Source organism: Mesorhizobium sp. M1A.T.Ca.IN.004.03.1.1 (assembly GCF_003997555.1).
Classification (GTDB): Bacteria; Pseudomonadota; Alphaproteobacteria; order Rhizobiales; family Rhizobiaceae; genus Mesorhizobium.
The window spans coordinates 1,045,630-1,059,242 of record NZ_RZTV01000001.1; the positions used below are offsets into that span (position 1 = coordinate 1,045,630).

Genomic DNA, 13,613 nt, shown 5'->3' on the forward strand with positions numbered 1-13,613 from the left:
CTCACGGATCATTTGGCGCGTCGCCGCGCGATCAGGAACGAGACCGAGACGAACAGGATCGACACCAAAAGCAGGATGGTGGAGATGGCGTTGATCTCCGGCGTCATCGGCCGCCGGATCTGGTTCCAGATATAGAGGGGCAAAGTCGTCTGGCCGGGGCCGGCGACGAGCTGGGTGATGGTGAAATCGTCGAATGAGACGATGAAGGCGAGTGCTGCGCCCGACATGATGCCGGGAACAAGCAACGGCAGCGTGATGCGCTTGAAGGCCTTCCACGGCGTCGCGTAAAGGTCGGCGGCGGCATATTCCAGCGTCAGGTCCATGTCTTCCAGCCGCGCCCGGATCGGCATGTAGGCGAACGGAATGCAGAACACGGTGTGGGCGAGGATCAGATTGCCGATGCCGAAATTCAGCCCGAACGTGCCGGCGATCAGCGCGAAGAAGGAGAGCGTCGCCACCGCCGTGATGATTTCCGGCACCATCAGTGGCAGATTGATGACCATGAAGGCCGCCGCCAGCCCGCGCCACGGCTTCACTCTTGTCATGCCGATCGCCGCGAGCGTCGCGCACACGGTAGAGATTATCGTGGCGCTGATCGAGATGATCAGCGTGTTGCGGGCAGCGTTGTGGAATTCCTCGTTGCGCAATGCGCTGCCGTACCAGCCGAGCGTGACGCCCTCCCAATGCGTGACCAGCGAGCCGCTGTTCAGCGAGAAGATCATCAGGATCAGCACCGGCACGTAGAGCACCAGCAGGCAGATGACAGCAATCGAGCGGAAGCCCGGCTGCTCCTTGATGTCGATGCTGCGCGGCTCAGCCATGCTGCACCTTCCCTGACGTATTGCGGACGTAGAAGAACAGCGCCACCAGCACCGCGGCCATCAGGATCAGCGCCTGCGCGCAGCCGAGCGGCCAGTTGCGCCCCGATCCGAATTGCTGGGCGATGAGATCGCCGATCATCAGGTGGACGCCCCCGCCGAGGATCAGCGGCGTGACATAAGCGCCGAGCGCCGGGATGAAGACGAGCAGGCAGCCGGCGATGATGCCGGGCTTCGACAGCGGGATGATCACCCGCCACAACACCTGGCGGCGCGTCGCATAGAGGTCGTAGGCCGCCTCGATCAGCCGGAAATCGAGCTTCTCCAGGCTGGAATAGAGCGGCAGCACCATGAACGGCAGAAAGGCATAGAGCAGGCCGAGTTGGATTGCGAAATTGGTGTAGAGCATGGTGATCGGCTTATCGATCACGCCGAGCCCCAGCAGCGCGTTATTGATCAGCCCTTCGTCGCGGATGATGAACATGATCGCCAGCGTGCGGACCAAAAGGTTCGACCAGAACGGGATGGTGATCAGAAGCACCCACCAGTTGCGCTGCGCCGGCGGTCGCGTCGCCATGAAATAGGCGGTCGGAAATCCGAGCAGCAGGCAGATGATCGTCGTCACCACCGCGAACAGGAACGAGCGCAGATAGATGATCAGGAAGTCCGGCGTGAACTGCAGGGTGTCGTCGAAGATGTCGCGCTGGAACAGGAAGTTCAGATAGGCGTCGGTCGAGAACCGCCACTGCACGCCGCCATAGGGCGCGGCGGCCAGAAACGAATAGACGCAGATGATCAAAAGCGGGAGCACGCCGAAAATGCCGATGATGAGCAGCGCCGGCAGCGACAGCAGGCGGTTGCGTCGCGCGCCGGCTTTCACCGCCTGGGCTTCGAACAACGCGGCCTTGGAAGGCATGGTCGGGGAGAGCGTGGCTGTCGTCATCAGTCTTTCAGGACGCGCGCGGCGCCCTCCTCGAACTGGATGCCGACCTTGGCGCCGGTCTCGTAGGTCACCGGAGACGAGCGGCTGTTCTGATGGCGCACGATGAAGTTCTCACCGCCGTCGAGCCTCACGTGGTAATGCGTATCGGTGCCGAAATAGACGATGTTGGAAAGCGTTCCAGCGATCGTGCCCTTGGTCGGATCGGGCACCAGGTCGGCATGCTCGGGACGCACCACCAGCGTCACCTTGCCTGTCGGATCGAAGCCCTCCGGATAGCCGGCGGCGATCGTCGCGTTGCTGGCGAATTTGACCGTGGCCGCCCCTGGCTTCTTCGACAACACCGTGCCGGCCAAGAAATTCGTCTCGCCGATGAAATCGGCGACGAAGCGTTCCGCCGGCTTGTCGTAGATGTCGCGCGGCGTGCCGACCTGGAGGATCTTGCCGGCCGACATCACCGCGATCCGGTCTGACATGGTCAGCGCTTCTTCCTGGTCGTGGGTGACGAAGATGAAGGTGATGCCGGTCTCGTGCTGCAGCCGCTTCAGTTCGATCTGCATCTCCTTGCGCAGCTTGTAGTCGAGCGCCGAGAGCGGCTCGTCGAGCAAGAGCACCTTCGGCTGTGGCGCGAGCGCCCGGGCGAGCGCCACGCGCTGCTGCTGGCCGCCCGAGATCTGGCTGGTGCGGCGCGCCTTGAGCGCCTCCATCTTGACCAGTTTCAGCATCTGAGCGACCCGTGCCTCGATTTCGCCCTTGGGCTTGCCGAGCATCTCCAGACCGAAGCCGATGTTCTGCGCCACCGTCATGTGCGGGAAGAGCGCGTAGCTCTGGAAGACGGTGTTGACGGGTCGCTTGAACGGCGGCAGCGGCGCGATGTCCTGGCCGTGCAGCATGATTTCGCCGGCGCTTGGGAAATCGAAGCCGGCAATCAGTCTCAAAAGCGTCGTCTTTCCGCATCCGGACGGGCCGAGCAGCGTGAAAAACTCATTCTCGCGGATCGAGACGGACACCGTGTCGAGAGCGGCTACCTGGTTTTCACCGGTTCCAAATACTTTTCGTACGCCGCGAACTTCGATCGCGTTCTTACCCGGTTGTTCCGGCACGATTACCCCATTGAGAGAGCCTGCTCTTGGCGGCAGGTGCGTTCCTGTTTGATTGTCACCATAAGCCGACCGGCTTGGCAACTGCGGAGCTGCTACTCGTTTTTTTAACGCAATACCCATGCCAGCCTCAGGCCTAGTCAATCCTAAGCTTGGAAAGTGATCTTGCCGCCACAGATGGTGGTGACCGGCCGCACGGTGTGCAGCGCCTCCGGCGCCGTCTTCTCGATATCGGCCGACAAAACCACGATATCGGCGAGGTATCCGGGCTTCAGGCGCCCCTTGCGGTGTTCCATGAACTCGGCATAGGCGCCTTCGACCGTGTAGCCGGCAATCGCTTCATGCAGCGAGAAGCTCTGGTCCGGCAGGCCTTCTGCCCAAGGTTTGCGCAAGACCGCCGCCTGGATGCCCAGGATCGGGTCAACCGGCGAGACCGGCCAGTCGGATGCGAAGAGGACCCGCGCGCCGGCATTCTTCAAGGTGCGCCAGGCATAGCTCAGCGGCCACTTATCATGGCCAATGCGCGAGATCGTCGGCTCCAGCGGGAAATTCATCGCGCCCGGCGGATGCGGCGGCTGCATCGAGGCGAGCACGCCGAGCTCGGCGAAACGCGGCACATCGGACGGGGTGATCACTTCGATGTGCTCGATGCGGTGCCGGCTGTCGCGCCTGCCGTTTTTCTTCGCTGCCGCCTGGTAACCGTCGAGCACGGCGCGCACCGCTCCGTCTCCGATCGAATGAACGGCGATCTGCAGGCCGCGCCTGTCGGCTTCGACCGCAACCTCGGCGAAATGCTCGGGGGAAAAAAGCGGCTCGCCGCGCCAGCCCGGACGGTCGGCATAATCGTCGACCATCACCGCGGTCCAGGAATCCAGCACCCCGTCGTAGAAGACCTTGACCATGCCGGACGACAGCCACTCGGAATTGTACGCCGCCGCCATGCGCGAGGCTTTTTCCAGCATGTCCAGCTTCATGAAATTCTTGAAGTGGAACGGGATCTTGGTGCGGCAGATGAGCCGTCCTTCCTCTTGCAGCCCGGCGAGCAGCTCGAGCTGGTAGAGGTTGCCGTCCATGTTCTGGATCGAAGTGATGCCGTGCTTTGCGCACCACTCGAGCCCGCGGTGCATGAGATCGCCGTCGGCGGCAAGCTCCGCTGCCGACGGATAGGGATCCGGCTCCGCACCTTCGAGGCCGAGCCGCGTCCGGTTCGCGCCGAAATGGTCGAGCACGGGACCGAACGCCTCGCCTTCGCGCAACTCGCCGGCGGCAAGTCCGTCCGCGCCCATGACGATTTCGTTGCCTGGTCCCACCTGCTTGCCATGCAGCAGGCCGGCCTCTTCCAGCGCCTTGGTGTTTGCCCACATCGTGTGATGGTCGGAGGCCGACATGGCGAAGGGCCGGTCGGGAATGATACGGTCGAGGTGATGGCGGGTCACCGGCTCGGGCAGGATCGCATAGTCTACACCGGCGCCGAGCAGCAGCCCGGCTTTCGGACGCTTCGCCGCAAAGCCCCGGATCGCGTCGCGAAGCGCGTCGAAGCCCTGCACGCCTGCCAGATGCAGATTGTCGAGCTCGGCCGCGCCGCCGAACAAATGCATGTGCGCTTCGATGAAGCCCGGCAGGACGGAGCCGCCCTGAGCATCGACGACACGAGTGGCAGGGCCTTTGCAGTCGCGGACGCTATCGCGATCTGCGATCGCAATTATCTTATCACCTTTGATGGCAATGGCCTGGGCGGCGGGGGTATCCGGATCCATCGTCAATATGCTGGCGTTCTCGACGATAAGATCGGCCGTTTGCGGCATCATTTTCTCCCGGTTTGCGCCTAGGCTAGCAGAGTATTGGCGTCTGGCAAGCCGTCCCATGCTGGCCCGAACGACAAACTGAAATGCCCCTTGGCGGCGCCGGAACTCTCTGCCACAAAGCTGTTTGAGGCCCCGAAACCAGAACTCGAACAGCGAGCCAACTCCCAAAATGAAGACAGTTTTTTCACCGCTTCACGCCGGTCACGCCGGCCAGATGGAATTGGTCACCTCGGCGATCGTGCCGGGTTTCGAGAAGCCCTCGCGGGCCGAATTCATCAAGGCAAGGGTGGAAAGCGAGAAGCTGGGGCCGATCATCGGGCCGGTCGAGCACGACCTTGCCGCCGCCAAGCGCGTGCATGAAGCGCACTACATCGATTTCCTGCCGACGGTTTGGCCGGAATGGGTCGCCGCCGGCTTCAAGGGCTCGGCGATGGGCTTCACCTGGCCGACGCGCGGCCTGCGCGGCGATGTCCCGCCGAAGCGCATCGACGCCCTGCTCGGCTACTATTCCTTCGATGCCGGCGCCACTTTCGTCGAAGGCACATGGAAGGCGATCAAGTCATCCTATGACGTCGCGCTGACGGCGGCCGCCCTGGTCAAGGGCGGCGAGCGGACCGCCTTCGCGCTCTGCCGCCCGCCCGGCCACCACGCCGGCGCTGCCTTCATGGGCGGCTACTGCTTCATCAACAACGCCGCCGTCGTCGCGCAATGGTTCCGCGACCAGGGCGCAAGCCGTGTCTCGATCCTCGATGTCGATTACCACCACGGCAATGGCACGCAGGAGATTTTCTATCGCCGCGGCGACGTCCAGGTGCTCAACCTGCATGGCGATCCGATGGTCGAGTACCCCTTCTTCCTCGGCCATGCCGACGAGCGCGGCGAGGATGAAGGCGAAGGCTTCAACGTCAACTACCCGATGCCCTTCGGCACCAACTGGGACGGCTGGAACGCAGCGCTGGAAGACGCCTGTGCCAAGCTTGCCGCCTATGCGCCGGACGTGGTCGTGGTCTCGCTCGGCGTCGACACCTTCGAGAAGGATCCGATCAGCCAGTTCAAGCTGAAGAGCGAAGACTATCCCAAGATCGGCCGCCGCATCGCCAAGCTCGGCCTGCCGACGCTGTTCGTCATGGAAGGCGGCTACGCGGTTGAGGAAATCGGCATCAACGCCGTCGGCGTGCTGACCGGCTTCGAGGACCGCTGAGCCATATCTGATCAAACGGACGCGCTCCACCTGCAACGGAGCGTTATTTTTTCGATTTCACCGGGAAATCGTCGGCTCGATGCAGCTCTGAAGCCACCCCAAGCAACGCGATGAGCAGCCGCTGAGTCGCAACACGAGTCCAGCGGATTCGATTTTGTCAAATCGCGTTTGATGTCGGATTCATCTGCGGGTAGATTAGACCCGAATCAGCCGGTCCACGGGGGGCGCGGCGACCACCCAAAGTCTCAAGTTCCGGCGTCCTGCCGGTACCAGACGCGGACGGCTTCGCGTTCCCTGTAAGGATTCGGCTCGGTTGGGCGCTGTGCGCGCCCGTGGGTGTGTCTTCGTAAACGTGACGCGTTTCGGGTCCGAGCGCTGGCCAATGCCAGCACCGGGCGCAAGGATCGATTCCGGTCAGAATATCAAAATGAGCAGTCCCGCCGCGCTTCTTCATTCCGACGCTTCAGGCTCGCGCCTGGCGTCGCGCGGCGATCTCACCAGTTTCTTCATGCAGCTTTCAGCCGATATCGGCGCCGACAGCTATATGTTGGTCGCCATGGTGCACGATCAGGATCGAAACGACGCGCGTATCGTGTCGTCGAACTGGATTTTCGACGCCATCGAGCTGATCGGCAAGCGGCTGATTGCCAATCTCGCGCTCGGCCCGCTGACGGCAGCGCCGGGCGTGCGCCCGAAGCCATTGGTCGCGGCGCATGCGCCCGACGCCGGCGCGCTACTGAGCGGCGAGGAAGCGCGGCTGCTCGATGTGCTCGGCCACGCCGAGATCTATTCGCTGAGGTTGAATGTTGGCCGCCAGCGCCTTTTCGTGCTGTTTTCCGCCGCCGAGCCCGGCAAGATCGACCTTACGGCCTTGATGAAGGCGCAGCTGAAATGCTGCTACGCGTTATCCAGCATCCCGCAATTGATCGCCGCGGCATCCATGCAGGATCCGCTGTCGGACCGCGAGCGCGAATGCCTGTTCTGGGTATCGGAGGGCAAGACCACCGACGAGGTGGCCCTCATCCTTGGCGTCTCGTCGAACACCGTCAACAGCTACATCACGCATGCCATCCAGAAATTCGCGGCTTCGAACCGCGCGATGGCGATTGCGACCGCTATCAGGAGCGGCATCATTTGAAGCACGCACAGATCAAAGAGGCCGCTGCCGCCCTTTTCAACGAGCAGCGCAATCCGTTCGGCGCCTTCTCGCTCGGATCGGAGACGCATCACGCGGTGACCATTCCGGACGCCGTGCGCCGCTGCCGCTGGATCGCGGTCGATATCAACGCTTCTGGTTTCGGACTGTTCTTCGTCAGCCCCTCGCTGGAGCGAGCGCGCCTCGTCGCCTGCTTCGATTCGGATTATCCGTCGACCGGCCTCACCACCAAATTCATCTCGGGCGCCAGCGGCGAGGAAATGGTGCGCCACAGCCGCATCTCGACGACGCCGCGCTGGTGGGCCGACAGCGGCATGGCCGTTTCGCAGCAGAGGTTGGAGAGCCTGGCATGGTCCGAACCGACCGCGCCGCTCGCGCCCGGCACCGACGGCATCGCCTTTCCGGTGCATGCGGAGCGCGGCCAGTGCGGGCTACTCGTCTTCCTGGGGCCGGACATGACCCTTTCGGACGACACGCTATGTGAAATCCACGCGCGCTGCTTTGCCCTGTTCGCGTCGGTCGCCCGCATCCGTCCAAGCGAAACCGGCAGGACGCGCGCCATTTCCAAGCGCGAACTCGAATGCCTGAAGCTGACCGCCAACGGCAACACCAGCGAGGAGATCGCGAAGCTCCTGAAACTGTCGGTGCACACCGCCAACCAGTATCTCACCCAGTCGACGCAGAAGCTCAACGCTGTCAACCGCAACCAGGCGGTCGCGAAGGCGCTGCGCCTTGGCCTGATCGAGTAGCTCGCCCAGGCCAGGCGCCGAGACCTGAAACATCGTCAGGGAAAAGCGAGCGGCTCGGTCCTCCGGATGCGCGCCTCGTCGATCGCGTCCTCGAGCAGGGCGGTGTTGTGCTCCGGCGTCTCGCCCGGCTTCTCGAAAGAGACGTAATTGACGATCACGGACGTGCCCTGCCCGGTCAGCATCAGCTGGAAATAGACGGTTACGCCGCGCGGCCGAAGCTCGAGATCGAGCACGATGCGCGGGCTGCCGCTCCAGTCGACATGCGCTTCGCCGCCATGACCGAGCCTGAGCGTGCCCGGCTGGAAATAGAGCTCCGCAGCCGAGTCCACCAGGTCCGACAGGCAGGCGAAATGCTCCAGCCGGATGAAGGCGATATAGTCAGCGACCTCGATCAGGCGCAGCTCGCCCACCACGTCCTGGATGGCATTGGCGACGATCTGCTCGCGTGAATTGGCGTGTGGTTGCCGGTTCATGGATAGAAACAGCGTCCGATCATTGGGTTACTTTTCGCTCGGCCTTCTTCGAGTAGACGATCCGCACCAATTCGGCGACGGCCTGGTAGAATTGCGACGGGATCACGCTATCAACTGAAACTTGCTTGTACATGGAGCGGGCAAGCGCCACATCCTCGAAGATCGGGATGTTGTTCTCTCTCGCGATCTCGCGGATTTTCAGCGCCACCAGATCCTGGCCCTTGGCGAGCACCAGCGGAGCGGAGTCCTCTTCGCGCACATATTTCAGCGCGATGGAATAGTGGGTCGGATTGGCGATGACGAGCGTCGCGCGCGGCACCGCCGTCATCATGCGCCGCCGCGCCCGGTCACGCGCCAGCGAGCGCAGGCGTGACTTCACGATCGGATCGCCTTCCGACTGCTTCAGCTCGTCTTTCACTTCCTGCTTGGTCATGCGCAGGTCGCGCCGCCAGTGGAAGCGCGACCAGACGATATCGGCGACCGCGACCGCCCCCATGACGAAGACGATCGCCACCAATATGTCGACGAAGATGCCGCGGATGACCATGCCGAACGACACCGGGTTGGTGATCATGCCGGCGAGCAGCCTGCGGTGATCTTCCGACAGCGTGAAGGCGAGCACGGCGATGGCGAAGGCAAGCTTGGCCAGCGACTTGGCGAATTCGACAAAGCCCTGCACGCCGAACAGGCGGCTCCAGCCCTTGGCGATCGAAATGCGCGACAGCTGCGGCCGGATCCGTTCGCCGACGAATTGCGGGATGTTCTGGAACACCGAAGCGCCGACGCCGGCGACCACCAGCAGCACCAGCAGGCTGACGACGGCGCGGCCGATTTCGAACAGCACGGTCTTGTAGAGCTCGATGACGTCGGTCTCGGTGTCCATCGGCCAGGCTTCCGGCTTTTCCAGGAACATGGCGAGGAACATGCCGAGATTGACGATGGCGTCCTTGGCGTAAAAGACGCTGAACACCAGTATGGCGAGGAAGGAAGCGAAGATCGCCGTCTCGCGCGAGTGAGGCAGCTTGCCCTGCTCGATCGTGTCGCGGATCTTCTTTTCTGTGGCTTCCTCGGTTTTGGAATCCTTGTCGACCGCGTCAGCCATGGTGCCCTGACCGCATCGCTATCGTCAGGCGGCTTCGGCGGTGGTCTGCGTCGAGGGAAGCTCGAACGCTCCCTGCCGCGAGAGACGAATGGTCGCCACGGCGATCGTCTTTCGCGCCGCCATGATGTCGGCCAGCGCGATACCTTCCGATCCCTGTCCGAGCTCGGATTCGATCATGCGGCGCGAGCGAGCGCCGATCGCCGACAGCACGGATTCGGTTAGCTCCGCCGGCGCGCCGCGCAAAGCCAGTGTGACGAGCTCCGTCGACAGCCCGTCGAACAGAAGCACGCGCGCCTTCTGGGCGAGCAGCGGCAAGTCGTCGAAGGCAAACAGCCGCGACCTGACCCCGGCCAGATCGGGCGTGCCCGCTTCCTCCAGATCCTGCATGAGTTCGTCGAGCTCGGGCTTGGCCATCTCGTTGAGCACGCTGGCGACGCGCTCCTGGCCGACCGAGGTGTCCCTGGTCGCTTTTTGCGAAAGCACGCTGGCGCGCAACTGGTTCTCGACGATCCTGGCTGCCGCATCCGGAATGTTGGCCATCGTCACCATGCGCTTGATGATCTGGCTGCGTATCGGCTTTTCCATCGTCAGCAGCACATTGGCCGCGGTCTGCGGCGCAAGCTTCGACAGCACCATGGCGGACGTTTGCGGGTGTTCGCCGGCGAGGAAGGTGCCCAGGCGCGTCGGCTCGAGCTTTTCCAGATCCGGCCAGATCGGCGGCGGTCCCTCAGGAGCGGGCTCGAACTTCTTCTCGCCCATGATCGCGCTCATTTCCTCCGGCGACAGCGATTCGTTGAGGATCGTGTCCATCCGGTCCGCCGAATCGAGCAGGCCTGCGCCCTCGGTGAACTCGGCCTCGAATTCCGCAACGATGCGCTCCAGGTCGGTTTGCGGAATGGTGCGCAGCAGCCGCGCGCCCTCGATCAACGCCTTCAGCTCCTCCTGCTTGAAGAATTTGAGCAGCCGGCTGGCCGAGGGCTTGCCCATCGCCACCAGGATGGCGGCGGCCTTTTGCGGGCGCGTCAGCGTCAACGACGTCATTGGGCCTGGCTCCGCTGCCGGTGAATGCTCTCGCCGTCCATGCTCAGGCGCTCTTGGTAGCAGCGTTGATTTCGGTAAGCCTGATGCCGAAGCGCGACGGATCGTGTTCCAGCACCGTGATCTCGCCACGCGCGATTCTGCGGCCGTTGACCACCACGTCGACCGGCTCGCCTATGCGGCGGTTGAGCGCTACCGTCGAGCCCTTCTGCAGCGCCATTAGCTCCGACACCGGCATTTCGGTGCTGCCCAGAATGATCTGCACATCGACCGGAATCGTCATGATGATCGAGGAATTGGCGCCGGCCTGCAGGGCAGCGTCGGGGCGGTTCTCCTCCTCCCGCAGCACGCCGCGCAATTCCTCGATGGCGCGGTCGAGCTGCTCGTCCGGCTGGTCGGCTTCGGGTTCGGCTTCCAAGTTGGTCTTTGCCATGCCTCGTCTCCAATAATCCCAAGCCAGGCCTCAGCCCGGCACCAATCCGTCGATGAAACCCTGCCCGCCATCGTGGGGATGCCGGATGCGGACCGTGTAGTTCTGTCCGAGCTTGCCGAACTCGCAGACAAACAGCGTCTTGTCGCGCGCGCTGAGCTTTGCCTGCAGTTGCGCATCTTCCTCGAACTCGATCACCTGTCCGGGCTGGAAGGCGGCGAGATCGCCAAGCGACAGCCGGGCGAGCGGCATGGTGGCCTCGAGCCGCACGGCCGAGCGCATCACTTCTTCCGAAAAGCGGGCTCGCCAGTCGAATTCCGTCGTCTGGTCGCCGCCGTGATCTGCGGTGGCGCCGCGGGTCGCCAAAAGGATTCGCTGCGGGATCATCACCGTCACCGTGCCGGTGTCGGTCGGCGTCGAGATGCCATAGATGATGCGAACCGCCGCCCCGTCGCGCAGCACGCGCCGTTTCGCCTCGTTGCCGGACATCGCCCTCGGGACAGGCTGGCGCAGCTCGAGAGAACGCCGGCCCGATCCGTTCAGCGCCATCGCAACCTCTTGGAAGACGGTGGTGGCGACGTCGGTCTCGATCTGTGACAGGTCGCGCTCGATCGGCGCCACCGGCTGATCCGGGTCCCCGCCGAACAGCGCCTGGACCATGACGGCGATCGCCGGCGCGTCCATGACGAGCGTCATGGCGTCGGCCGACGTCGGCGACGGAACGATGGTCATGGCGAAGGTTTCGCCCGCGCGCATACGCGCATCGGGGACACGTCCCACTTCGACCGCCTGCAGGTCGACGGTGACCGGCGCGCCAAGCTCTCCGGAAAGGGCTTTCTGCAGCAGCGGGAGCGAGCGCTCGGCCATGCCGCGGCCGACGCCGATCACCTGCGCGGCCTCGCCGCTGTCGCCGACGAGACGCTCGATGATGAGAGCCCGGGTTTGCGACGGACTTGCCGGACTGGTCATGACGGCAAGCGGCCCCGGCTGAAGTTCTGCATGCTCAGGCCGCCTTCTTCTCGGCGGTGCCGGTGCTCATCGTGCTCTGCTCGACGGCATCGATCGTCGGACGCTCATAGGACGAGATGGTCTTGCGGCCGAACTCGATCGCGACCTGCGGCAAGGCGCCGTTCATGTAAGCGAGCAGCGTCTGCTTGACGATGATATAGAGGCGGTTCTTCTTCTCGCGCACCGTCTTGATCTTGGTGGCGACCGGACCGACCACGGCATAGGACAGGAAGATGCCGAGGAAGGTTCCGACGAGCGCAGCACCAATCAGCCCGCCGAGAATTTCCGGCGATTGGTCGAGCGCGCCCATCGCCTTCACCACGCCGAGCACGGCCGCGACGATGCCGAGCGCCGGCAGGCCATCGCCGACCGCGACCATCGCGTGATAGGCCTTCAGCTTGTCGGTGCGGATCGTCTGGATCTCCTCATCCATCAGCGCCTCGATCTCGTGCGAGCGCGCATTGCCGATGATGATGATGCGGCAATAGTCGCAGATAAAATGCGTCAGGTCGTGGTTCTTGAGCACGGTCGGGAACGCCTGGAAGATTGCCGACTCTTCCGGATTGTCGATATGCGCCTCGACCTCGCTGCGCGACTTCGATCGCAACTCGCGCATCAGGCTGTGCAGGACGCCAAGCGTTTCGAGATAGTCGCGCTCCTTCGGCACGGCCTGCTTGAAGGCCTCGAGAATGCCCTTGCCGGTGTCCTTGACCGTCTTCATCGGATTGGCGACGAGGAAAGTGCCGAGCGCTGCGCCGCAGATGACCACCGCTTCCCAAGGCTGGATCAGCACATGCAGATGCCCACCCATGGCCATGAAGCCACCGAGCACGCAGCCAAGCGTCACCACAAGTCCGATCAGAATACCCACGACAGGTCCTTCCGCATGTCACGTCGGGGATCAGGGATAGTCCTCGTGCCTTGTGTGAGGCTTGAATCGCGATGCGGAAACCGATTCAGCCTCGCACAAGGAAGCATCGCTATCGTCACCGGAAAGCTTCGGCCGGAGGCGCAGATGTTGAACACCTATACGAGCTATCAGCTCATCGCCAAGGACATCCCAAAGGCAATCGACCAGGTCGAGTCGCAGCCCGTCGTGAAGCGTGACACCGACTACTATTTGGCCAATATCGGCAACGTCAAAAGCATCGACGATTTCGTCAACAACACTCGGCTGTTCAACTACGCGATGAAGGCGTACGGGCTGGAAGACATGGCCTATGCCAAGGCCTTCATGGTCAAGGCGCTCAAGGAAGGCGTGTCCGACTCCGACAGCTTCGCCAACAAGCTGAGCGACAAACGTTACGCCGACTTCGTCAAAGCGTTCAACTTTGCGGCTTACGGCTCGACCGCCACGCTCTATCCTTCCGCCCAGCAAGGCGCGGTCGACAAATACATGCGCCAGACGCTGGAGGAGAATGCCGGCGAGACCAATCAGGGCGTGCGGCTGGCGCTCTATTTCCAGCGTAAGGCGCCTGACATCAACAGCTGGTATGACGTGCTCGCCGACACGGCCCTTTCGAGCGTGGTGCGCACGGCTCTCGGCCTGCCCGACTCCATCGCCTCCGCCGACATCGACAAGCAGGCGCAGATGTTCGAGCAGAAGCTCGATATCGCCGACTTCAAGGATCCCGACAAGCTGAACACCTTCCTTACCCGCTTCACCAGCCTGTGGGAGATCAACAACCCGACGACCACTGCCGTGACCTCGGTCAGCGTGCTGTTCGCGCAACCGACGACAGTCGGCATCTCGACCGATCTGATGATGGCCATGCAGAAGCTGAAGTTCTGAG

14 protein-coding genes are annotated in these 13,613 nt (G+C 63.1%); 4 read left to right on the forward strand and 10 right to left on the reverse strand.

Features of this window, described 5'->3' with window-relative positions:
- Positions 1-8: 8 nt before the first annotated feature.
- From EOD29_RS04950 to EOD29_RS04965, 4 genes are all read right to left on the reverse strand, one after another.
- Positions 9-821: an ABC transporter permease gene (locus EOD29_RS04950; protein WP_095777180.1), complete on the reverse strand. Its 813-nt coding sequence runs from the start codon at positions 819-821 to the stop codon at positions 9-11.
- Entirely contained in the window at positions 814-1,761 is a 948-nt protein-coding gene (locus EOD29_RS04955) for an ABC transporter permease (protein WP_082953946.1), read from the reverse strand. The genes EOD29_RS04950 and EOD29_RS04955 overlap by 8 nt, the downstream gene beginning before the upstream one ends.
- Positions 1,761-2,861 carry an ABC transporter ATP-binding protein gene (locus EOD29_RS04960; RefSeq protein WP_127246054.1) on the reverse strand — a complete coding sequence of 367 codons (1,101 nt, stop codon included), beginning with the start codon at positions 2,859-2,861 and terminating at the stop codon, positions 1,761-1,763. Before EOD29_RS04960 ends, EOD29_RS04955 begins: the two co-directional genes overlap by 1 nt.
- Before the next feature lie 143 nt (positions 2,862-3,004).
- Positions 3,005-4,663, reverse strand: coding sequence for an amidohydrolase (locus EOD29_RS04965; RefSeq protein WP_127246153.1), 1,659 nt, complete (start codon positions 4,661-4,663; stop codon positions 3,005-3,007).
- A 169-nt stretch (positions 4,664-4,832) separates the two neighbouring features.
- Between EOD29_RS04965 and EOD29_RS04970 the strand changes: the two genes are divergently transcribed.
- From EOD29_RS04970 to EOD29_RS04980, 3 genes are all read left to right on the forward strand, one after another.
- Entirely contained in the window at positions 4,833-5,864 is a 1,032-nt protein-coding gene (locus tag EOD29_RS04970; protein ID WP_095800428.1) for a histone deacetylase family protein, read from the forward strand.
- 427 nt (positions 5,865-6,291) lie between these two features.
- Positions 6,292-7,002: a helix-turn-helix transcriptional regulator gene (locus EOD29_RS04975; RefSeq protein WP_127215190.1), complete on the forward strand. Its 711-nt coding sequence runs from the start codon at positions 6,292-6,294 to the stop codon at positions 7,000-7,002.
- Positions 6,999-7,769: a helix-turn-helix transcriptional regulator gene (locus EOD29_RS04980; RefSeq protein ID WP_095800429.1), complete on the forward strand. Its 771-nt coding sequence runs from the start codon at positions 6,999-7,001 to the stop codon at positions 7,767-7,769. Before EOD29_RS04975 ends, EOD29_RS04980 begins: the two co-directional genes overlap by 4 nt.
- A 35-nt stretch (positions 7,770-7,804) precedes the next feature.
- Here the strand turns inward: EOD29_RS04980 and EOD29_RS04985 are convergent, their stop codons facing one another.
- Genes EOD29_RS04985 through motA form a run of 6 tightly spaced genes read right to left on the reverse strand, consistent with a single transcriptional unit; the run spans position 7,805 to position 12,691 of the window.
- Positions 7,805-8,242: a hypothetical protein gene (locus tag EOD29_RS04985; RefSeq protein WP_067002370.1), complete on the reverse strand. Its 438-nt coding sequence runs from the start codon at positions 8,240-8,242 to the stop codon at positions 7,805-7,807.
- Positions 8,243-8,261: 19 nt separating this feature from the next.
- The gene (gene flhB, locus EOD29_RS04990) at positions 8,262-9,344 is read right to left on the reverse strand and encodes a flagellar biosynthesis protein FlhB (protein ID WP_095800430.1); all 1,083 of its coding nucleotides are present in this window, start codon (positions 9,342-9,344) and stop codon (positions 8,262-8,264) included.
- A gap of 24 nt (positions 9,345-9,368) precedes the next feature.
- On the reverse strand, positions 9,369-10,385 hold the full coding sequence (locus tag EOD29_RS04995) for a flagellar motor switch protein FliG (protein ID WP_067326099.1): 1,017 nt from the start codon (positions 10,383-10,385) through the stop codon (positions 9,369-9,371).
- Between the two features lie 43 nt (positions 10,386-10,428).
- The gene (gene fliN / locus EOD29_RS05000; RefSeq protein ID WP_095800432.1) at positions 10,429-10,815 is read right to left on the reverse strand and encodes a flagellar motor switch protein FliN; all 387 of its coding nucleotides are present in this window, start codon (positions 10,813-10,815) and stop codon (positions 10,429-10,431) included.
- A gap of 30 nt (positions 10,816-10,845) precedes the next feature.
- Positions 10,846-11,781, reverse strand: a complete 936-nt coding sequence (locus EOD29_RS05005) for a FliM/FliN family flagellar motor switch protein (RefSeq protein WP_095800433.1) — start codon at positions 11,779-11,781, stop codon at positions 10,846-10,848.
- Positions 11,782-11,815: 34 nt separating this feature from the next.
- Positions 11,816-12,691, reverse strand: a complete 876-nt coding sequence (motA, locus tag EOD29_RS05010; RefSeq protein WP_095781161.1) for a flagellar motor stator protein MotA — start codon at positions 12,689-12,691, stop codon at positions 11,816-11,818.
- 144 nt (positions 12,692-12,835) lie between these two features.
- Here motA and EOD29_RS05015 point away from each other — a divergent pair, with 144 nt between their 5' ends.
- Positions 12,836-13,612 (forward strand): DUF1217 domain-containing protein, encoded by a 777-nt coding sequence (locus tag EOD29_RS05015; RefSeq protein ID WP_067326092.1) that lies wholly within the window; start codon positions 12,836-12,838, stop codon positions 13,610-13,612.
- Position 13,613 lies beyond the last annotated feature (1 nt).

Coding starts and splice junctions, on each gene's coding strand:
- EOD29_RS04955 (WP_082953946.1), bottom strand. CDS start 1,761: ATGACGACAGCCACGCTCTCCCCGACCATGCCTTCCAAGGCCGCGTTG.
- flhB (WP_095800430.1), bottom strand. CDS start 9,344: ATGGCTGACGCGGTCGACAAGGATTCCAAAACCGAGGAAGCCACAGAA.
- EOD29_RS04970 (WP_095800428.1), top strand. CDS start 4,833: ATGAAGACAGTTTTTTCACCGCTTCACGCCGGTCACGCCGGCCAGATG.
- EOD29_RS04950 (WP_095777180.1), bottom strand. CDS start 821: ATGGCTGAGCCGCGCAGCATCGACATCAAGGAGCAGCCGGGCTTCCGC.
- EOD29_RS05015 (WP_067326092.1), top strand. CDS start 12,836: ATGTTGAACACCTATACGAGCTATCAGCTCATCGCCAAGGACATCCCA.
- EOD29_RS05005 (WP_095800433.1), bottom strand. CDS start 11,781: ATGACCAGTCCGGCAAGTCCGTCGCAAACCCGGGCTCTCATCATCGAG.
- EOD29_RS04985 (WP_067002370.1), bottom strand. CDS start 8,242: ATGAACCGGCAACCACACGCCAATTCACGCGAGCAGATCGTCGCCAAT.
- EOD29_RS04965 (WP_127246153.1), bottom strand. CDS start 4,663: ATGCCGCAAACGGCCGATCTTATCGTCGAGAACGCCAGCATATTGACG.
- fliN (WP_095800432.1), bottom strand. CDS start 10,815: ATGGCAAAGACCAACTTGGAAGCCGAACCCGAAGCCGACCAGCCGGAC.
- EOD29_RS04975 (WP_127215190.1), top strand. CDS start 6,292: ATGAGCAGTCCCGCCGCGCTTCTTCATTCCGACGCTTCAGGCTCGCGC.
- EOD29_RS04995 (WP_067326099.1), bottom strand. CDS start 10,385: ATGACGTCGTTGACGCTGACGCGCCCGCAAAAGGCCGCCGCCATCCTG.